A 19,777-nucleotide genomic window follows, 5' to 3' on the forward strand; every position below is an offset into this window, starting at 1 on the left:
CTTATTTCAGGAAGTAGATGACGAGGAACAGGGCCACCCAGACGACGTCGACGAAGTGCCAGTAGTACGACACGACGATCGAGGAGGTCGCCTCCTTGTGCCCGAAGTTCTTGACCGCGTATGCGCGGCCGATGACGAGGATGAAGGCGATGAGTCCGCCTGTGACGTGAAGCGCGTGGAAACCGGTCGTGATGTAGAAGGCCGACGCGTAGGAGTCAGCCGAGATCGGCAGGCCCTCGGCCACCAGCTGCGCATACTCCCAGACCTGGCCGCTGACGAAGATCGCGCCGAGCGCGAAGGTCAGCCAGAACCACTCGACCATTCCCCAGCCGAACAGGCGGCGACGACCGGCGGCGTTCACCTGGCCCTTCGCGATGCGGTAGGGCTGCAGGTCTTCGGCCGCGAACACGCCCATCTGGCAGGTGAACGACGACGCGACGAGGATCGCGGTGTTCACTGCTGCGAAGGTCACGTTCAGCAGCTCGGTGCGGTCGGCCCACAGCTCGGGGGAGGTGCTGCGAAGGGTGAAGTAGATCGCGAAGAGTCCCGCGAAGAACATCACCTCGCTGCCGAGCCACACGATGGTGCCGACAGCGACCGGATTGGGGCGCTTGATGGTTCTTGCCGCCGGGGCATACGTCGCTGAGGTGGTCACCTGACCATTATGGCCGATTCTTCGCCGCGATTCTTGCACCAGGGTGACCCGTTTCGCTGTTCCTGCACTTAGGGGAACCTAAGAAGAACCTGCGAATGTGCCGTCGTTCCCTGGGAATCTCCCTGGTGGCGCACGACTCCGTGTCGGCGGGCATCCGGCGAGGACGCCCTTGCCTGCGTCATCTCGAAACGGCGTCGTCTGCCGCGCCGTTAGGATCACACCATGGTTGACTCCCTCACCTGGCCCGATCTGCTCACCACTCTGCTGCAGCGGAGGGACCTCAGCGTCTGGGAGTCGACGTGGGCGATGCGTCAGGTGATGCAGGGCAAGGTCTCCGAGGCGCAGCTCGCGGGCTTCCTGATCGCGCTCCGCGCGAAGGGCGAGACGATCGACGAGGTCGTCGGATTCCGCGACGCGATCCTCGAGGCGGCAGTCCCGCTGCCGGTGTCCTCCGACGTGCTCGACATCGTCGGGACCGGCGGCGACCGCGTCGGCACCGTGAACGTGTCGACCACGGCGGCGATCATCATCGGCGCGATGGGCATCCCCGTCGTCAAGCACGGCAACCGCGCCGCCAGTTCGTCGTCGGGCTCCTCCGATGTGCTCGCCGCGCTCGGGCTGGACATCTCGCTCGACCCGCAGCGCGTCGCGACGGTGCTCGACCGCACCGGGATCACGTTCGCCTGGGCGGCGGCGTTCCACCCCGGCTTCAAGCACGCGGGCACCGCGCGCTCGGAACTGTCCGTGCCGACGGTGTTCAACATGCTCGGTCCGCTCTGCAACCCCGCTCGCGCCGAGGCCAATGCGGTCGGCGTGGCGCAGCTCGACCGCGTGCCGCTGATCACCGGTGTCTTCCGAACCCGCGGCGCGACAGCACTGGTCTTCCGCGGCGATGACGGGCTCGACGAGTTGACGACGACCGGTCACAGCCGGATCTGGGAGGTCGCCCGCGGCGATACCCACGAGCACGATCTCGACCCCCGCGATCTCGGCATCCCCCTCGCCGACCTGTCGGACCTGCTCGGCGGCGCTCCCGAGCACAACGCGCGCATCCTGCGCAGCACGCTCGCCGGCGATCAGGGCCCGGTGCGGGACATCGTGCTGCTCAACGCCGCCGCCGGGGTGGTCGCCTACGAGCTCTCGCACGACGCATCGCTGACGCAGGTGCCGATCGTCGAGCGGCTGCGCGACGCGTACGGGCGGGCAGCCGCCGCCGTCGACGACGGGCGCGCCGAGGCGAAGCTCGACCAGTGGGTGGCTGCCACTCACGAGCCCGTCGGATCCTGACGGGATGCGCCGTGGATGCCGCCGAGGCCTTGCTCGAGATCGCGACGCTGCTCGAGCGTGAGCGCGCGTCCCGGTATCGGGCGAAGGCGTTCCGGCAGGCGGCGGCGGTCATCGCCGCGCTGCCGCCGGAGATCCTCGGCGACCCGACCCGCCTGCGCGCGCAGAAGGGAATCGGAGACTCGACGTTCGAGGTCATCCGCCAGGCGCAGCAGGGGGAGACTCCTGCATACCTCGCCGAACTGCGTGGCGTCGTCGCGCCGCAGCGCCAGTCCGCGCTGCGCGCACGCCTGAAGGGTGATCTGCACAGTCATACGGAGTGGTCGGACGGCACCACGCCGATCGAGACGACGGCCGCCGCTGCGCGGTCGCTCGGGCACGAGTACCTGGCGATCACCGATCATTCGCCGCGCCTGCGCGTCGCCCGCGGGCTGTCGGCGGAGCGCCTGCGCGAGCAGATCCCGCTGGTGCGCGCGCAGTCCGGCGACGGGCTCGCCGTGCTGGCCGGCATCGAGGTCGACATCCTCGAGGACGGCTCACTCGACCAGGAACCCGCACTGCTGGACGAGCTCGACGTCGTCGTCGCCTCCGTGCATTCCAAGCTGCGGATGGACGCCGGGCCGATGACACGTCGGATGCTGGCGGCCGTGGCCGATCCGCACGTGAACGTGCTCGGACACTGCACCGGGCGACTCGTGCAGGGTGAGCGGGGCACCCGACCGCCCTCGCAGTTCGATGCGCGTGCGGTGTTCGCGGCGTGTGCCGAGCACGGCGTCGCGGTGGAGATCAACGCGCGGCCCGAGCGGCAGGACCCACCAGATGAGCTCATCGCCGTCGCCCTGGATGAGGGGTGTCTGTTCTCGATCGACTCCGACGCCCACGCGCCGGGGCAGCTCTCGCTGCTCGATCACGGTGCGGAGCGCGCGGAGGCCGCCGGCGTGCCGCCCGAGCGCATCGTCACCACGTGGGGGATCGATCGGCTGCGCGCCTGGGCGACGTGAACCGGCCCCTGAGCCTGTCGCCTGCACTGAGCGGGCGTCAGCGGGTCGACGTGAAGGGTCAGCCGGCGATCGCGGCCAGCGCCCGCTGCATGGATCCACCGAGGTTCCATCGCTCGGCGAGGGCGAGTGCAGCATCCGACTCGGCCGGATCGAGACCGCGCAGGGGCGTTCCGGGTGCGATCACGTCGAGCGTCGTCGCCACGCCCACGACGGTCGGGGCGACGTCGAGGTAGTCGGATGCCGCGGCGAAGCGCGCGGATGCCGCGGCGCTGAGCTGGCCGCTCGCGGCGGCCGCGCGGATGCCCTCCAGGTCGCCGTGCGCCTGCAGCAGCGTCGCGGCGCTCTTCTCTCCAACGCCCTTCACGCCGGGCAGGCCGTCGGACGCATCGCCGCGCATGGTCGCGAAGTCGGCGTACTGCGAGGGGAGGATGCCGTACTTCGCGACGATCCAGGCGTCGGTGACGATCTCGAGATTGCTCATGCCGCGTGCGGTGTAGATGAGCCGCACGTCGCGGGCGTCGTCGACCAACTGGAACAGGTCGCGATCGCCCGTGACGATGTCGACGGGGATCGCCGACTGCGTGGCGAGGGTGCCGATGACGTCGTCGGCCTCGTGCGCCGCGACGCCGATGATCGGGATGCCGAGTGCGCCGAGAGCCTCGCGGATGAGAGGGATCTGCTGTTCGAGGGGGTCTGGCACCTCTTCGACGTCGGGTCCGGCCGGAACGACCTCGACCACGCGATGCGCCTTGTAGCTCGGGATCAGGTCGACCCGCCACTGCGGGCGCCAGTCGTCGTCCCAGCAGGCGATGACCTGGGTCGGCTGGTAGAGGGTGACGAGCTTCGCCACGATGTCGAGCAGCCCCCGCACCGCGTTCACCGACGAGCCGTCGGGCGCCTTCACCTTGTCGGGCACTCCGAAGAACGCACGGAAGTAGAGGGAGGCGGTGTCGAGGAGCATCAGGCGGTCCGTCACGGCATCAGCCTAGAACAGGGGGCGCGCGACATGCCCGGGTTCTGATAATCTGAAGTGTCACTCGTGGCGTGCGCCTGCGTGCCCTCGTGACGCCGCAATCCACATTCAACCGCTTCGGGGCTCCATCCTGGCATGCCGATCCTCGAAGCCCGACCATCCATTCACAAGGACAACCCACTACATGACTAGCGCAACGACCGCCCCGGCCACCAAGCAGGTCGCGATCAACGACATCGGATCTGCCGAGGACTTCCTGGCCGCGGTCGAGAAGACCATCAAGTCTTTCAACGACGGCGACATCATCGAGGGCACGATCGTCAAGATCGACCGCGATGAGGTTCTGCTCGACGTCGGATTCAAGACCGAGGGCGTCATCCCCTCCCGCGAGCTCTCCATCAAGCACGACGTCGACCCCAACGAGGTCGTCGCCGTCGGCGACCAGGTCGAGGCCCTCGTTCTCCAGAAGGAGGACAAGGAAGGCCGTCTGATCCTCTCCAAGAAGCGTGCCCAGTACGAGCGCGCCTGGGGAGACGTCGAGAAGATCAAGGAGAACGACGGCGTCGTCACCGGCACCGTCATCGAGGTCGTCAAGGGCGGCCTCATCGTCGACATCGGCCTGCGTGGCTTCCTGCCCGCATCGCTCATCGAGCTGCGCCGCGTCCGCGACCTCACCCCGTACCTCGGTCAGGAGATCGAGGCGAAGATCCTCGAGCTCGACAAGAACCGCAACAACGTGGTGCTCAGCCGCCGCGCCCTGCTGGAGCAGACGCAGTCCGAGTCGCGCACCACGTTCCTGAACAACCTGCACAAGGGTCAGGTCCGCAAGGGTGTCGTCTCGTCGATCGTCAACTTCGGTGCGTTCGTCGACCTGGGCGGCGTGGACGGCCTCGTGCACGTCTCCGAGCTGTCCTGGAAGCACATCGAGCACGCATCCGAGGTCGTCGAGGTCGGCCAGGAGGTCACCGTCGAGATCCTCGAGGTCGACCTTGACCGCGAGCGCGTCTCGCTGTCGCTGAAGGCGACGCAGGAAGACCCGTGGCAGGTCTTCGCCCGCACGCACGCGATCGGCCAGATCGCACCGGGCAAGGTCACCAAGCTGGTTCCGTTCGGTGCATTCGTCCGCGTCGCGGACGGCATCGAGGGCCTCGTGCACATCTCGGAGCTCTCCAGCAAGCACGTCGAGCTGGCAGAGCAGGTCGTGTCGGTGGGCGAAGAGGTCTTCGTCAAGGTCATCGACATCGACCTCGAGCGTCGCCGCATCTCGCTGTCGCTCAAGCAGGCCAACGAGTCGGTCGACCCGCACGGCACCGAGTTCGATCCGGCCCTGTACGGCATGCTCGCCGAGTACGACGAGAACGGCGAGTACAAGTACCCGGAGGGCTTCGACGCCGAGACCGGTGCGTGGAAGGAAGGCTTCGACGCCCAGCGCGAGGCATGGGAGCAGGAGTACGCTGCGGCCCAGGCTCGCTGGGAGGCGCACAAGGCCGCCGTCCTCAAGGCCGCCGAGGAAGAGGCCGCTGCAGGCGACGACTTCGCCGCTGCGCAGTCGTTCACCAGCGACTCCGGCGCCGGCACGCTCGCCGATGACGAGGCGCTCGCCGCTCTGCGCGAGAAGCTCTCGGGCGGCAACAGCTGAGTCAGTTCCGCACTCTGAACGGGCCGTCACCTTCGGGTGGCGGCCCGTTCCGCGTTCCTGGCGCATGCCAGGATGGGGGGATGCCACTCATCGCGCTGACCGGCGGCATCGCCTCGGGGAAGTCCACCATCGCCGCCCGCCTCGGCGAACACGGAGCGGTCATCGTGGATGCGGATCGGATCGTGCATGAGGTGCAGTCGCCCGGCTCGCCCGTGCTCGACGCCATATCGGAGGCGTTCGGGGCGGAGGTCATCCACGAGGACGGATCGCTCGACAGAGCGGCTCTGGGCGCCCTGGTCTTCGGTGACGACGCCGCGCTCGCCCGGTTGAACGGCATCGTGCATCCGGCCGTGCGCGACGAGTCGGCGCGACGGTTCGCTGCGGCGTTCGCCGACGATTCGGATGCCGTCGTCGTCTACGACGTGCCGCTGCTCGTGGAGGCCCGCGTCGACGACCCGTGGGACCTGATCGTCGTCGCCGATGCTCCTGCCGATGTGCGCGTGCGCCGGTTGATCGAACTGCGCGGGATGGCAGAGGACGCCGCTCGCGCCCGCATCGCCGCGCAGGTGTCGGATGCTGATCGCCGCGCCATCGCCGACATCGTCATCGACACGTCGGGGACACTCGCCGAGACATTGCGCCAGGTCGACGAGGCGTGGCCGAGGTTTGCGAATCTCTCATGACGCCCTGTTGGCATGGCCGGCCTCGCGCTGAACGATCAGGGGGCAATCGAGTCATGGATCCGAGAACCACGCACGTGGATGCGCCCAGGCCGCTCTCCCGCAGAACCGTTCTCCAGGGCACGGCATGGACCCTCCCGGCACTGGTCGCGGTGACAGCGGTGCCTGCCGCCGCGGCGAGCGGTGTGCAGGATCTGGAGTTCTACCTGACGGCCGGTCAGGTGATCGGACAGGGAAGCGGAACGGGCGCATCAGGACAGTTCCGATCCAACGGCGTACGCATCACCTCTCCGGATGATCGGATCATCCCCGCCGGCGTGACGATCGTCTTCACTCTCACGTACACGGGATCCGGTGCCGTCGACTTCACCAACCCTCAGAACGGGATCGACTTCAACCTCGGGCAGAACCAACAGTGGACAGTCGACCCGATCGAGCAGCACCGCGTCGTGTTCACGGCGACTTCGAACATCAGTGCGACGGAGATCACGATCGGCTCGGCGTCATGGTGGGTGAACCAGGGGGTGCGCCCGGAGAACGAGTCGATCACGTTCACCGGCGTGGCGACGGTTCCTCCGGGAGGAGGGTTCCCCAACGGTGGGACGCTCACCAGTCTCGTGGTCGACCCCAACGGAGGAACCGGCGCTCTCAGCGGACCCGACGAGACGACGTGGCCCGTGGCCTGACGCGCGTTCGTCGAGTGCCGCGGAGTCAGTGATGCGGTCTACGTCTCACCGGTCTGCACCGCACGGCGTGCCCGCCGCCGCGCGTATCGTCTGATCATCGCGACCGCAGTGACGATCAGCCCGAGCAGCAGCAGCGCCACGACGGGGATGACGATCGCCGCAGCGGCGAGCGCGAAGGGGGCGCCGTCCTCGGCCGTGCTGAGCACGGGGGCGGCAATACCGCCGCTGACGGTGTTCGCGGCGACGCGAGCCGCGGCCTTGGTGAAATGCACGACGAGGGCGATCACGACGCCGACGATGATCGGGATCCAGGTGTGATCGGCGAAGAACACCGACGGGTCGTCGACCGCGACGGTCTGCGCGCTCGCTCCGGCCCCGAACGCGATACCGCCGGCCGCTGGGCGGATGACGGTCTGCGCGACATCGTTGATCGAATCGAGCGCGGGGATCTTGTCCGCGACGATCTCGAGCACGAGCAGCCCGCCGATGCGGCGAGACTGCTGCCGATGATGAACTCGATCACGGCATCACTCTAGGTCAACGCGGCCACCCCGCCCGCGACTTGGTTTCCCAGGACACGTCTGGGCGATGGCGATGTGCAGGGCCCGTGTCGGTGACCCCTCGTAGGCTTGAGGCATGCAACCCACGCGCAGCGTCCGCCCCTTCGAGGTCGTCAGCGAGTACATGCCCGCGGGTGACCAGCCGCAGGCCATCGCCGAGCTCGCCGCCCGCATCAACGCGGGTGAGACCGACGTCGTGCTTCTGGGGGCGACCGGAACGGGCAAGTCGGCCACGACCGCGTGGCTGATCGAGCAGGTGCAGCGGCCGACGCTGGTGATGGCGCACAACAAGACGCTCGCCGCGCAGCTCGCCAACGAGTTCCGCGATCTGATGCCCAACAACGCGATCGAGTACTTCGTCTCGTACTACGACTACTACCAGCCCGAGGCGTACGTCCCGCAGACCGACACCTTCATCGAGAAGGACTCCTCGATCAACGCCGAGGTGGAGCGACTGCGCCACTCGACGACCAACTCGCTGCTCAGCCGGCGAGACGTCGTGGTGGTCTCGACCGTGTCGTGCATCTACGGTCTGGGCGCGCCCGAGGAGTACCTGCGGGCGATGGTCGCCCTGCAGGTGGGGGAACGCTACGACCGCGACGCGCTGATCCGGCAGTTCATCTCGATGCAGTACAACCGCAACGACGTCGACTTCTCGCGGGGCAATTTCCGGGTGCGGGGCGACACGATCGAGATCATCCCGGTGTACGAGGAGCATGCGATCCGCATCGAACTGTTCGGTGACGAGATCGAGGCGCTCTACTCCCTGCATCCCCTCACCGGCGAGGTCATCGCCAAACTCGACGCCGTGCCGATCTTCCCCGCCTCGCACTACGTGGCCGGCACCGACGTCGTGCAGCGGGCGATTGGCACGATCGAGGCCGAGCTGGAGCAGCGCCTGGCCGAGCTCGAGCGGCAGGGAAAGCTGCTCGAAGCCCAGCGACTGCGCATGCGCACCACGTTCGACCTCGAGATGCTGCAGCAGCTCGGCTTCTGCAGCGGCATCGAGAACTACTCCCGCCACCTCGACGGTCGCCAGGCGGGCGAGCCTCCGCACACGCTGCTCGACTTCTTCCCCGACGACTTCCTGCTCGTCATCGACGAGTCGCACGTGACCGTTCCGCAGATCGGGGCGATGTACGAGGGCGATGCGTCCCGCAAGCGCACGCTCGTCGAGCACGGGTTCCGGCTGCCCAGTGCCATGGACAACAGGCCGCTGCGGTTCGACGAGTTCAAGAACCGCGTCGGGCAGACCGTCTACCTCTCGGCCACGCCCGGAAGGTACGAGATGGGCATCGCCGACGGCGTCGTGGAGCAGATCATCCGTCCGACCGGTCTGGTCGACCCTGAGATCGTCGTCAAGCCCTCCAAGGGGCAGATCGACGATCTGCTCGAGGAGATCAGAGTGCGCGTCGAACGTGACGAGCGCGTGCTCGTCACCACGCTCACCAAGAAGATGGCGGAGGAGCTCACCGACTTCCTCGGCGAGCACGGGGTGCGCGTGCGGTATCTGCACTCCGACGTCGACACCCTGCGCCGCGTCGAACTGCTCACCGAACTGCGCGCCGGCGTCTACGACGTGCTCGTCGGCATCAATCTGCTTCGTGAGGGTCTCGACCTGCCCGAGGTGTCGCTGGTGGCGATCCTCGACGCCGACAAGGAGGGCTTCCTGCGCTCGGGCACGTCGCTCATCCAGACCATCGGCCGTGCGGCGCGCAACGTCTCTGGCCAGGTGCACATGTACGCCGACAACATGACCGACTCCATGCGCAACGCGATCGACGAGACCGAGCGACGTCGCGAGAAGCAGATCGCCTACAACACCGAGAACGGCATCGATCCGCAGCCGCTGCGCAAGCGCATCGCCGATATCACCGAGGTGCTCGCCCGTGAGGCGGCCGATACCGCCGACATGCGCGGCGGGCGCGGCAAGACGGGCAAGAGCGGCAAGGGCAAGTCGCCGACCCCGAACCTGCGCCGGGAGGGGATCGCCGCCGAGGGCGCGATCCAGCTCGAGGAGACCATCGCCGACCTCTCGGATCAGATGCTGGCCGCCGCGGCCGAGCTGAAGTTCGAACTGGCGGCACGGCTGCGCGACGAGGTGCAGGATCTCAAGAAGGAGCTGCGCGCGATGGAGCGTGCCGGGCACGCGTGACCCGGCCCTTCCGGTGCTCGTGTCGAAGGGACGCATGTGATGGATGCCGCCGGACTGGACCTCGCCGACAGGGTGCGTGCGCTGTTGGCTTCAGAGCCCACGCTGGAGGAGAAGCGGATGTTCGGCACGCGCGCTTTCCTCGTGAACGGTCGCATCCTCGTGGGCGCGCGGGGTGGGGGCACGCTGCTGGTGCGCCTCACCGACGAGCACGGAGCGGCGCGGCTCACTGAACCCGGTGTGCAGATCGCGGTGATGGGGGCCCGGCCGATGGGGACGCGCTGGCTGGATGTCGACGCCGAGGTCATCGCGGACGACGACGCGCTCATGGCGTGGCTCGATGCCGCCCGTGAGGACAACGACGAGATCGGTGATTGAAGCTGCCGACGCCCGGCCGTCAGGGGCAGCGCATCAGCGGCTTGGGCCCGCTGCGGTCGATCTCGTGCTGATTCATCGGCTGGCCGCACAGCGGGCATCCGCGCTTCGCGCGCTCCTCGGCGCTGGGCGGAAGCGTCGGCTCGTACGGACCGACCGACGCCGGCCCGGCGATGCGGATGAGGTTCGTGTTGAACCAGGCGTAGAGACCACCCGCCTCGCGGATGCGGGTGCGCAGGGGGACGGTGTGCGGTTCATCGGCCATGATGCTTAGTGTACTAAATATTTGTGTGTAGGTATTATCGAAGCATGGCGACCGATGATGAACTGCTGCTGCTCGAGAACCAGCTCTGCTTCGCGATGGTGACCGCAGCGCGCAACGTCGTCGCGGTCTATCGACCCATCCTCGAGCCACTGGGGCTGACACATCCGCAGTACCTCGTGATGCTCGCGCTGTGGGAGAGCTCGCCACGCTCACTCAACGACCTCTCCCACGCCCTGGCCCTGGACCCTGCGAGTGCCTCACCGCTGGTGAAGCGACTCGAGAAGGACGGACTCGTCGAGCGCACGCGCAGCAGCGCCGACGAGCGCCGGCTCGACATCGGGCTCACCGAGAAGGGACGAGAGCTGCGACAGCGGGCCCTCGAGGTACCGCGTGCCGTGATGGCGAAGGTCGGCGCCGACATCCCCTCCGTGACCGCCCTGCGCGAAGCGCTCAAGCCGTTCGCCGGGGCCACCCGACCTTAGGCTGGACACATGCCGGTGGATGCTGATGACGAGCTCGATGCGTCGGCATCCGTCAGCCGGCCCCGGGTGACCCGCTGGCTCGTGCCGTCAGGCGTGATCGCAGTGTTCGCGATCGCCATGCTCGCCGCCTCAGTCGCCGGCCACCCGGTCTTCACGCCGGGCGACTCAACGCCCGAGCCGCTGCCCGAGTCGACCGTGCAGCAGACAGCACCGCCGCTGGGTATCGGCGAACCACAGGAACAGGGCGACGACACGCTGCTTCGGATCATCGCCATCGTGATGGTCGTCCTCGTCATCTCCGCGGCCGTGGCCGCGCTGGTCATCCTGATCCGCTCCGTGCTGGGGTACTGGCGCTCCAGGCCACTGCGGCGCGCCGCCGGTTCCGCCACGGATGCCACGCTGAGCGCCGAGGCCGTCGCGGAGCCCATCCCCGACGCGCCGACGATGCGCCGTGGAATCGCCGCCGCTCGCGCGGCGATCGACCTGCCGTCGGATCCCGGCGACGCGATCATCGCTGCGTGGATCGGGCTTGAGGAGACCGCCGTGGACTCCGGCGTCGGGCGAGGACGCAGCGAGACGCCCGCGGAGTTCACGCTGCGCATCCTGCTGCACCGTCCCGGCATCGAAGAGCCCGCGCGTCGACTGCTGCGACTGTATGAGTGCGTCCGCTTCGGGGGTCACCGCGCCGACGACGGAATGCGCGCCGACGCCGCCCGTGCCCTCGCCGAGATCGAAGAGGGCTGGCGATGAGGGTCATCCGCACGATCGTGGTTCCCGCAGGTCTCGGCCTGATCGCGGCACTCGTGTTGTCGGCACTCGGCGTGCAGGTCGATTTCGCCTGGGGATGGGGCGTGCTGGTCGCCGCCGTGACGCCCATCTTCACCTTGCAGATGCCCGATGACGCACGAGCCGACGCACCCGGTCGCGCGCTGGAGAAGTCGTACACCGGTTCGGACGTATCGCGACTCGCCTGGGCCATCAACCGGCACGGCGACGCGGTCAGCGAGGCAGTGACCCGCCGCGTGCGTGCGACACTGCGACGCAGACTCGCACGGCACGGCATCGACATCGACGATGAGGCGCAGGCCCACACCGTCGAAGAGCGTCTCGGGCCAGGGGTCTGGGCACGCCTGAACGGCCGCGGCATACGCATCCAGGACATCCGCGACGCGCTCGAGGCAGCGGAGCGACTCGCGCCGCTCGACACTCTCGCACCGCTCGACACGTACGACGCAACCCAGAGGGAGCACACGCCATGAACTTCGAGGACATCGCCGAGACCGGGCGCCGCATCCGATCGGCCGTCGCCGACGTCGTCGTCGGCATGGACGATCCGCTCGAGATCGCGCTCGCGACGCTCCTGGCCGGTGGACACGTGCTCTTCGAGGATGTGCCCGGGCTCGGCAAGACCCTCGCGGCGCGCAGCCTGGCATCCGCCCTCGGACTCTCGTTCCGGCGCCTGCAGTGCACGCCCGACATGCTGCCCGGTGACGTCACGGGCTCGTACGTGTACGCCCCCGACACCGGCGAGTTCGTCTTCCGTCCCGGTCCCATCTTCACCGGGCTGCTGCTCGCCGACGAGATCAACCGCACCACCCCGAAGACGCAGTCCGCGATGCTCGAGGCGATGGCCGAGCGCCAGGTGACCGTGGAGGGCAACAGCTTCCCGCTCGAGGCGCCGTTCCACGTCATCGCGACGGCGAACCCGATCGAGTACGAGGGCACGTATGCCCTTCCCGAGGCCCAGCTGGACCGCTTCATGGTGCGCCTTTCCGTCGGCTACCCCGACCGGACCGGGGAGACCGAGATCCTGCTCGGACGCGTGCGCCGCCGTCAGGAGGCCACGCACGTCGACGCGGTGCTCGGACCGGGCGAGCTGGTCGCCCTGCAGAAGGCCGTCGAGGAGATCCACGTCGACCCGGACGTCGCGGCATACTGTGTCGCGCTGGCTGCAGGTACCCGCACCGCCCAGCACGTCGCCGTCGGCGCCTCTCCTCGCGGCTCGCAGGCGCTGCTGCTGGTCGGCCGGGCGCTCGCCGCACTCGACGGCCGCGACTACCTGCGACCCGACGACGTCAAGCGCATCGCCGTCCCGGTGCTCGCGCACCGGCTGACCCTCACGCCGCAGGCGTGGGCGCAGGGGATCGACCCCGCCGACGTGGTCCGCGCGGTCGTCACCTCGGTCGCAGTGCCTCCCAGCGTCGCCGCAGCCCGGAGCTGATCGTGACGTCGTCCCCGGCGCAGGCGAACCGCCGTCCGAGTCCGTCGGTGTTCTTCGGACTCGTCGGCGTGATCGTGCTGCTCGTCGCCGGCACGATGCTGTCGCGCCCGGATCTGATCGCGGTCGCGCTGCCGCTCGCCCTGTGGCTCGCGACCGCATTGACCGCACGTCGCGGAGACGCCCCCGTCGTCGAGATCGAGCGGATGCCCGATGCGCACGATGGTCCGGTGCCCGATGGTCTGCTCCGCGACGACATCGTCGTGCGATCGGATGCCGAGATGGTCGAGCTGTCTGTGAACCACGCGGAACGCCATCGCCGACGGGTGTTCGTGTCAGGCCATGCGCGCCTGCGCGCGGTCGCGCGACCGCTGCACTCCGGGCCGCTGCGCACGGTAGAGGCGGCGGCGCGGGCTCTGGACGTGGACGCCGGTGCGCTCGGGGTGCCGCAGCGGGAAGTGGTGATGGACCGCGCGGTCGCGCCCGTCGCCCGAAGGCTGCCGAGGATGCCGCTCGCGCCACGGCTGACGGGACTGCACGGGGCGCACGAGGGCATCCGGCCCGGACACGGCGGTGACTTCCGCGACATCCATCCGTTCGCGCCGGGGGACGAGCTGCGCAGGGTCGACTGGAAAGCGACCGCGCGGGCGGCGCGACGGCCCGGTGAGCTGCTGATCCGCCGGACGAACACTCTCAGCGACGCCTCCGCCGTCATCATGATGGACACCGCCGATGATCTCGGCACGATCGTCGCGACCTGGGGTGCGCCGGATCTCGAACGCAGCGGCGTCACCTCGCTGGATCAGGCGCGCAGCGCTGCCCGCTCCATCGCGGAGGCCACGGTGGCGCAGGGCGACCGGATCGCCTTCCACACCCTCGCCCAGGGTGGCCGCTCGGTGCGCAGCGGCGGCGGCAGTCGACACCTCGCCCGGGTGGTCGCCGAGATCGCCTCGAGCGGCCGCGCCGGCGACGACTCGCGCTTCCGTCGCACACCGCCGGTGCCGCACGGCTCGATCATCTACGTGCTGTCCACGTTCTTCGACGGCGCGGCCGCCGAGATCGCCGTGCGCTGGCGGGCCGGCGGCCATCGCGTCGTCGCCGTGGACACGCTGCCGCCCCTCGATCGCCACCGTCTCAGCGAAGAGCGCGGACTCGCGCTGGAGGTGCTGCTCGCCGAGCGGCAGGACATGCTGCACGGGCTCCGCGAATCCGGTGTGGACATCATCCACTGGGCGCAGGACCCCGATGCGGAGCTCACCGCGCTGCGCAGGGCCGGAGCGCACGGAGTGATCGGCGTCGGCCGGTGAAGCGCACCGACCGCGTCGAGATCGGCGCCGGCGTGCCCGGTCTCGCGCTGCTCGCGCTCGCCGTGCTGATCGCGGTCGGAGCGGGGATGCTGCTCGACCCGCCGATCGGGTGGCTGATCGTCATCGCGGTCGCTGCGGTCCTCGGAGCCGCCCTGCCCCATCTCGGTGGTCTGTGGGTGGCAGCGGGCGCGATCGTCGTGGTGCTGGCGATCGAGCCGGCCCACCCCTGGCGCACGGCCGTCGCGATCGCCGCTGTCCACCTGCTGCACGTGCTCGCATCGCTGCTGATGGTGATCCCGCCGCGCGCGAGGGTCGCGCTGCGGGCGCTCCGGCCGACGGGCATCCGATTCATCGTCTTCCAGGCCGCGGGACAGCTCGCCGCGCTGGCCGTCGCCGGCATCGCCGGCGCGGGTCAGCTGCCGTTCGCGATGATCGCCGGCGCGACCGCCGTGCTCGCGATCGCCGGCGTCGGCGTCGGGATGCTGAGAATCCGCCGTCAGAGGTACTTCTCCCCACCGGACGCGAAGCGCTAGACCGCACGGGCCGTGAGGGGGGGATCAGCGGCCCCTGAGAGCCAGTGTCGGTGGTCACTCGTAGACTTGTTCGGTGCCCATCGTTCCTGTCGTCTCGTCCGCAAAGCTCAGTGTTCGCGGTGCCCGCGTGCACAATCTCAAGAACGTCGACCTCGACATCCCCCGCGACTCGCTCGTCGTCTTCACCGGCCTGTCCGGGTCGGGCAAGTCGAGCCTCGCGTTCGACACGATCTTCGCCGAGGGGCAGCGTCGCTACGTCGAGTCGCTCAGTGCCTATGCCCGTCAGTTCCTCGGGCAGGTCGATCGGCCCGACGTCGACTTCATCGAGGGGCTGAGCCCCGCCGTCTCGATCGATCAGAAGTCGACCAACCGCAACCCGCGATCGACGGTCGGCACGATCACCGAGATCCACGACTACATGCGTCTGCTGTGGGCGCGCATCGGCATTCCGCACTGCCCCGAGTGCGGTGAGCGCATCCAGCGCCAGACCGTGCAGCAGATCGCCGATCAGCTGATGGAGCTTCCCGAGCGCACGCGCTATCAGATCGTCGCTCCGGTCGTCACCCAGAAGAAGGGCGAGTTCGTCGACCTCTTCAAGGAGCTCGGCGCGAAGGGATACTCCCGCGCGATCGTCGACGGCGATCTGATCCAGCTCGCCGAGCCGCCGAAGCTCAAGAAGAGCTACAAGCACGACATCGCGGTCGTGGTCGACCGGCTCGTCGCATCCGGCGACATCCTCGGCCGCGTCACCGACTCGGTCGAGACCGCGCTGGGCCTCGCCGGCGGCATCATGAAGGTCAACTTCGTCGATGAGGAGGGCGACGACGCCTGGCAGTCGTTCTCCGAGAAGCTGGCCTGCCCGAACGGGCATCCGATCACCCTCACCGAGATCGAGCCGCGCACCTTCTCGTTCAACGCGCCGTTCGGCGCCTGCCCCGCGTGCTCCGGCCTCGGCACGCGCATGTCGGTCGACCCCGACCTGATGCTCGGCGACGAGGAGCTCTCGATCCGCGAGGGCGTGATCGTGCCGTGGACCACGCAGGGCAAGGGGCTGTTCCAGTACTACGAGCGTCTGCTCGAGGGGCTCGCCCGCGACCTGGACTTCTCGCTGGACACCCCGTGGAACCAGCTGCACTCCGACGTGCGAGAGGCGGTGCTGCGCGGCGACAACTACAAGGTCAGCGTCAAGTGGAAGAACCGCTACGGGCGCGAGATGCGCTACACCTCGGGGTTCGAGGGAGTCGTGCCCTACATCGAGCGGCAGTACATGCAGGCCGAGTCCGACACGCAGCGCGCCCGGTGGGGCGAGTATCTGCGTGAGGTTCCCTGCCCCGTGTGCGACGGCGCGCGCCTGAAGCCCGAAGTGCTGGCCGTCAAGGTGCACGGCCATTCGATCGCCGAGGTCTCGTCACTGAGCCTCGCCGACGCCAGCACGTTCATGCACACCCTCGAGCTGACCGAGCGCGAGGCCAAGATCGCCGCACAGGTGCTGCGCGAGATCCGGCTGCGACTCGACTTCCTGCTGCAGGTCGGGCTCGCGTACCTCAACCTCGGCCGCTCGGCCGGCTCGCTGTCGGGTGGTGAGGCGCAGCGCATCCGGCTCGCCACGCAGATCGGCTCCGGGCTCACCGGCGTGCTCTACGTGCTCGATGAGCCGTCGATCGGTCTGCACCAGCGCGACAACCGGCGCCTGATCGAGACGCTGCTCAAGCTGCGCGACCTCGGCAACACCCTGATCGTCGTGGAGCACGATGAGGAGACCATCGAGGCCGCCGACTGGGTCGTCGACATCGGCCCCGGCGCCGGCGTCAACGGGGGAGCGGTCGTGCACTCCGGCCCCTACGGGGCGCTGCTCGACGAGACCGACTCCATGACCGGCGACTACCTCGCCGGTCGTCGTGAGATCGTCACGCCGAAGAAGCGTCGCAAGATCGACCGCAAGCGGATGCTGAGCGTGGTGGGCGCCCGTGCGAACAACCTGAAGAACGTCACGGCCGAGTTCCCGCTCGGCGTGCTCACCGCGGTGACGGGCGTCAGCGGCTCGGGCAAGTCGTCGCTGGTCAACGACATCCTGTACCAGGTGCTGGCCGGTCGGCTCAACGGCGCACGCACCGTGCCGGGCAAGCACACGCGCGTCACCGGGCTCGACAACCTCGACAAGGTGGTGCACGTCGATCAGGCCCCCATCGGGCGCACGCCCCGCTCGAACCCGGCGACCTACACCGGGGTCTTCGACCGCATCCGCACGCTGTTCAGCGAGACGCCGGAGGCGAAGGTGCGGGGATACCTGCCCGGCCGGTTCAGCTTCAACGTCAAGGGCGGGCGCTGTGACGCCTGCTCCGGCGACGGCACGATCAAGATCGAGATGAACTTCCTGCCCGACGTCTACGTCGACTGCGAGGTCTGCCACGGCAAGCGCTACAACCGCGACACCCTCGCCGTGCACTACAAGGGCAAGAACATCGCCGAGGTGCTCGAGATGCCGATCGCTGAGGCGGCGGAGTTCTTCGAGCCCATCCAGGCGATCCACCGGTACATGAAGACCCTGGTCGACGTCGGCCTCGGCTACGTGCGGCTCGGTCAGTCGGCGACCACGCTCTCCGGCGGCGAGGCGCAGCGCGTCAAACTCGCCACCGAGCTGCAGCGCCGCAGCAACGGCCGCAGCATCTACGTGCTCGACGAGCCGACCACCGGCCTGCACTTCGAAGACGTGCGCAAGCTGCTCGAAGTGCTGAACGGGCTCGTCGACAAGGGCAACACGGTGATCGTGATCGAACACAACCTCGACGTGATCAAGTCGGCCGACTGGGTGATCGACCTCGGGCCCGAGGGCGGCTCCGGCGGCGGTGAGATCATCGCGACGGGCACCCCAGAGCGCGTCGCGAAGGTCGAGGAGAGCCACACCGGCCGGTTCCTCGCAGAGATCCTTCCCGGTGCGGAGGGTCGTGCGCGGACGATCGGCGAGGCACCGGCGCGCAAGGCCGGCTGATGGCCGACGTCCTGCCCTACAAACCGCGGGCGGGGGAGATCCCGACCGACCCGGGCGTCTACCGTTTCCGTGACGCCGACGGCCGCGTGCTGTACGTCGGCAAGGCGAAGAACCTGCGGCAGCGACTGTCGAACTACTTCGCCCCGCTGCGCACCCTGCACGAGCGCACGCGGCGGATGGTCACCACCGCGGCATCGGTCGAGTGGACCGTGGTGGCGACCGACGTCGACTCGCTGCAGCTCGAGTACATGTGGATCAAGGAGTTCGATCCGCCGTTCAACGTGCGCTACAAGGACGACAAGTCCTACCCGTTCATGGCGGTCACCCTCGCCGACGAGGCGCCGCGGGTGATGGTCACCCGCAACCGCAAGATCCCCGGGGCCCGGTACTTCGGCCCGTACCCCAAGGTGTGGGCGGTGCACGAGACCATCGACCTGATGATCAAGGCGTTCCCGATCCGCACCTGCAGCGACTCCAGCTACCGTCGCGCGATGCAGACCGGCCGCCCCTGCTTCCCCGGCCAGATCGGCAAGTGCGGCGGACCCTGCTCGATGACGGTCACGATCGACGAGCACCGCGCCGTGGTCGACGACTTCGTGGCGTTCATGGCCGGTGGCGACGAGCGCTTCACCCGCGACCTCACGAAGCGGATGCTGGCGGCGTCGGCCGCCATGGACTACGAGGCCGCTGCGGAGTACCGGGACAAGCTCTCGGCGATCGAAGCCGTGCTGGGCAAGAGCGCCCTGGTGCTGCCTGCGGATGAGGATGCCGACCTGTTCGGCATCGCGGAGGACGAGTTGTCGGCCGCCGTGCACCACTTCATGATCCGCGGGGGACGAGTGCGCGGTGTGCGCTCGCTCGCCGTCGACAAGGAACTCGACATCACCGGCGGCGAGCTCGTCGACCAGGTGCTGCAGCGGGTGTACGGCGACGGCACCGACATCCCCCGTCGCGTGCTGGTGCCCACGCTCCCGGACGACGCCGCCGAACTCGAGCTGTGGCTGCGCGAGCGCCGCCGCCGCAAGGTGGAGATCGCCGTCGCCCAGCGCGGTCAGCGCGCCGAGCTCATGCGCACCGCGACCCTCAACGCCCAGCAGGCGCTGCTGCGGCACAAGACACGGCGCACGAGCGACTACGTCGCGCGCACCCAGGCGCTCACCGACCTGCAGGAGGCGCTCGGCATGGACGAGGCCCCGCTGCGCATCGAGTGCTTCGACATCTCGCACCTGGGCGGCACGAACGTCGTCGCCTCGATGGTCGTGTTCGAGGACGGTCTGCCGCGAAAGGACCAGTACCGTTCGTTCAACATCGCCGAGACCACCGACGACACCGATTCGATGTACCAGGTGCTGATGCGGCGCCTCGCGCGCGTGGACCCCGCAGGACCGGCGACGCCGGCGGAGACGGGCCCGGCCGACCCCGATGCGGTGCCGCTGGAGACGAAGAAGCCGCGATTCGCCTACAAGCCGCAGCTCCTCGTCGTCGACGGCGGTCAGCCGCAGGTGCAGGCGGCAGCGAGGGCACTGCGCGACAGCGGACGCACGGACATCGCCGTGTGCGGCATCGCCAAGCGCCTCGAGGAGATCTGGGTGCCCGACGATGACTTCCCGGTGATCCTGCCGCGCACGAGCGAGGCGCTGTACCTGATCCAGCGCCTCCGCGACGAGGCGCACCGCTTCGCCATCACGCACCAGCGCAAGCGTCGCAGGCGCGACATCCAGTCGGTGCTCACCGAGGTCGCCGGACTCGGCTCGGCCCGTATCAAGGCCCTGCTCACCCACTTCGGCTCGGTGGCCCGGCTGCGCTCCGCCACACCGGAGCAGATCGAGGAGGTCTCCGGCATCGGTCCGGCCCTGGCCGCCGCGATCCATTCCCACCTCGCCGGCCACGCGCCCGCCGTCGACGCACCGGCCGTCGACCCACCCGCCGGGGACGTCACCGCCGGTGAGGGCGGGGCCGGGAGTCGATAGGCTGGAGG

At 68.9% G+C, this 19,777-nt stretch carries 19 protein-coding genes; 15 read left to right on the forward strand and 4 right to left on the reverse strand.

Features of this window, described 5'->3' with window-relative positions; translation table 11 throughout:
• Nucleotide 1: 1 nt before the first annotated feature.
• Nucleotides 2–655, reverse strand: a complete 654-nt coding sequence (ctaE, locus tag WDU99_RS00620) for an aa3-type cytochrome oxidase subunit III (RefSeq protein ID WP_474199788.1) — start codon at nucleotides 653–655, stop codon at nucleotides 2–4.
• Between the two features lie 222 nt (nucleotides 656–877).
• Here ctaE and trpD point away from each other — a divergent pair, with 222 nt between their 5' ends.
• Complete coding sequence (gene trpD, locus WDU99_RS00625) at nucleotides 878–1,942, forward strand: anthranilate phosphoribosyltransferase (RefSeq protein WP_337330500.1); 1,065 nt, start codon at nucleotides 878–880, stop codon at nucleotides 1,940–1,942.
• A gap of 11 nt (nucleotides 1,943–1,953) precedes the next feature.
• Complete coding sequence (locus tag WDU99_RS00630; RefSeq protein WP_337330501.1) at nucleotides 1,954–2,940, forward strand: PHP domain-containing protein; 987 nt, start codon at nucleotides 1,954–1,956, stop codon at nucleotides 2,938–2,940.
• A 58-nt stretch (nucleotides 2,941–2,998) separates the two neighbouring features.
• On the opposite strand, the gene WDU99_RS00635 is transcribed toward WDU99_RS00630, so the two are convergent.
• The gene (locus WDU99_RS00635; RefSeq protein ID WP_337330502.1) at nucleotides 2,999–3,916 is read right to left on the reverse strand and encodes a 5'-3' exonuclease; all 918 of its coding nucleotides are present in this window, start codon (nucleotides 3,914–3,916) and stop codon (nucleotides 2,999–3,001) included.
• A gap of 181 nt (nucleotides 3,917–4,097) precedes the next feature.
• Here WDU99_RS00635 and rpsA point away from each other — a divergent pair, with 181 nt between their 5' ends.
• The 3 genes from rpsA to WDU99_RS00650 all read left to right on the forward strand — a co-directional run bounded on the left by rpsA (nucleotide 4,098) and on the right by WDU99_RS00650 (nucleotide 6,918).
• Nucleotides 4,098–5,552: a 30S ribosomal protein S1 gene (gene rpsA, locus WDU99_RS00640; protein ID WP_337330503.1), complete on the forward strand. Its 1,455-nt coding sequence runs from the start codon at nucleotides 4,098–4,100 to the stop codon at nucleotides 5,550–5,552.
• Nucleotides 5,553–5,632: 80 nt separating this feature from the next.
• A complete protein-coding gene (gene coaE, locus WDU99_RS00645; protein WP_337330504.1) occupies nucleotides 5,633–6,235 on the forward strand; it encodes a dephospho-CoA kinase in 603 nt (200 codons plus the stop codon).
• Nucleotides 6,236–6,288: 53 nt separating this feature from the next.
• On the forward strand, nucleotides 6,289–6,918 hold the full coding sequence (locus tag WDU99_RS00650) for a hypothetical protein (protein WP_337330505.1): 630 nt from the start codon (nucleotides 6,289–6,291) through the stop codon (nucleotides 6,916–6,918).
• Nucleotides 6,919–6,956: 38 nt separating this feature from the next.
• Here WDU99_RS00650 and WDU99_RS00655 read toward each other — a convergent pair whose 3' ends face one another.
• Entirely contained in the window at nucleotides 6,957–7,391 is a 435-nt protein-coding gene (locus tag WDU99_RS00655) for a DUF4126 domain-containing protein (protein WP_337330506.1), read from the reverse strand.
• A gap of 163 nt (nucleotides 7,392–7,554) precedes the next feature.
• On the opposite strand from WDU99_RS00655, the gene uvrB reads away from it, so the two are divergent.
• On the forward strand, nucleotides 7,555–9,633 hold the full coding sequence (gene uvrB, locus WDU99_RS00660; protein ID WP_337330507.1) for an excinuclease ABC subunit UvrB: 2,079 nt from the start codon (nucleotides 7,555–7,557) through the stop codon (nucleotides 9,631–9,633).
• 39 nt (nucleotides 9,634–9,672) lie between these two features.
• Nucleotides 9,673–10,008: a TfoX/Sxy family protein gene (locus tag WDU99_RS00665; RefSeq protein ID WP_337330508.1), complete on the forward strand. Its 336-nt coding sequence runs from the start codon at nucleotides 9,673–9,675 to the stop codon at nucleotides 10,006–10,008.
• 19 nt (nucleotides 10,009–10,027) lie between these two features.
• Here the strand turns inward: WDU99_RS00665 and WDU99_RS00670 are convergent, their stop codons facing one another.
• Nucleotides 10,028–10,270, reverse strand: a complete 243-nt coding sequence (locus WDU99_RS00670; protein ID WP_337330509.1) for a hypothetical protein — start codon at nucleotides 10,268–10,270, stop codon at nucleotides 10,028–10,030.
• 44 nt (nucleotides 10,271–10,314) lie between these two features.
• Between WDU99_RS00670 and WDU99_RS00675 the strand changes: the two genes are divergently transcribed.
• The 8 genes from WDU99_RS00675 to uvrC all read left to right on the forward strand — a co-directional run bounded on the left by WDU99_RS00675 (nucleotide 10,315) and on the right by uvrC (nucleotide 19,769).
• Nucleotides 10,315–10,752 carry a MarR family winged helix-turn-helix transcriptional regulator gene (locus tag WDU99_RS00675; RefSeq protein WP_337330510.1) on the forward strand — a complete coding sequence of 146 codons (438 nt, stop codon included), beginning with the start codon at nucleotides 10,315–10,317 and terminating at the stop codon, nucleotides 10,750–10,752.
• Between the two features lie 9 nt (nucleotides 10,753–10,761).
• Entirely contained in the window at nucleotides 10,762–11,502 is a 741-nt protein-coding gene (locus WDU99_RS00680; RefSeq protein WP_337330511.1) for a DUF4129 domain-containing protein, read from the forward strand.
• Nucleotides 11,499–12,011, forward strand: a complete 513-nt coding sequence (locus WDU99_RS00685) for a hypothetical protein (protein WP_337330512.1) — start codon at nucleotides 11,499–11,501, stop codon at nucleotides 12,009–12,011. The genes WDU99_RS00680 and WDU99_RS00685 overlap by 4 nt, the downstream gene beginning before the upstream one ends.
• Nucleotides 12,008–12,973: an AAA family ATPase gene (locus tag WDU99_RS00690; RefSeq protein ID WP_337330513.1), complete on the forward strand. Its 966-nt coding sequence runs from the start codon at nucleotides 12,008–12,010 to the stop codon at nucleotides 12,971–12,973. The genes WDU99_RS00685 and WDU99_RS00690 overlap by 4 nt, the downstream gene beginning before the upstream one ends.
• Before the next feature lie 2 nt (nucleotides 12,974–12,975).
• Nucleotides 12,976–14,277: a DUF58 domain-containing protein gene (locus WDU99_RS00695; RefSeq protein WP_337330514.1), complete on the forward strand. Its 1,302-nt coding sequence runs from the start codon at nucleotides 12,976–12,978 to the stop codon at nucleotides 14,275–14,277.
• Nucleotides 14,274–14,810, forward strand: coding sequence for a hypothetical protein (locus WDU99_RS00700; protein WP_337330515.1), 537 nt, complete (start codon nucleotides 14,274–14,276; stop codon nucleotides 14,808–14,810). The genes WDU99_RS00695 and WDU99_RS00700 overlap by 4 nt, the downstream gene beginning before the upstream one ends.
• 73 nt (nucleotides 14,811–14,883) lie before the next feature.
• Nucleotides 14,884–17,799, forward strand: a complete 2,916-nt coding sequence (uvrA, locus tag WDU99_RS00705; protein WP_337330516.1) for an excinuclease ABC subunit UvrA — start codon at nucleotides 14,884–14,886, stop codon at nucleotides 17,797–17,799.
• Nucleotides 17,799–19,769, forward strand: a complete 1,971-nt coding sequence (gene uvrC / locus WDU99_RS00710; RefSeq protein WP_337330517.1) for an excinuclease ABC subunit UvrC — start codon at nucleotides 17,799–17,801, stop codon at nucleotides 19,767–19,769. Before uvrA ends, uvrC begins: the two co-directional genes overlap by 1 nt.
• Nucleotides 19,770–19,777 lie beyond the last annotated feature (8 nt).

The sequence above is a fragment of the Microbacterium bandirmense genome (assembly GCF_037204185.1).
GTDB classification, from domain to species: Bacteria; Actinomycetota; Actinomycetes; order Actinomycetales; family Microbacteriaceae; genus Microbacterium; species Microbacterium bandirmense.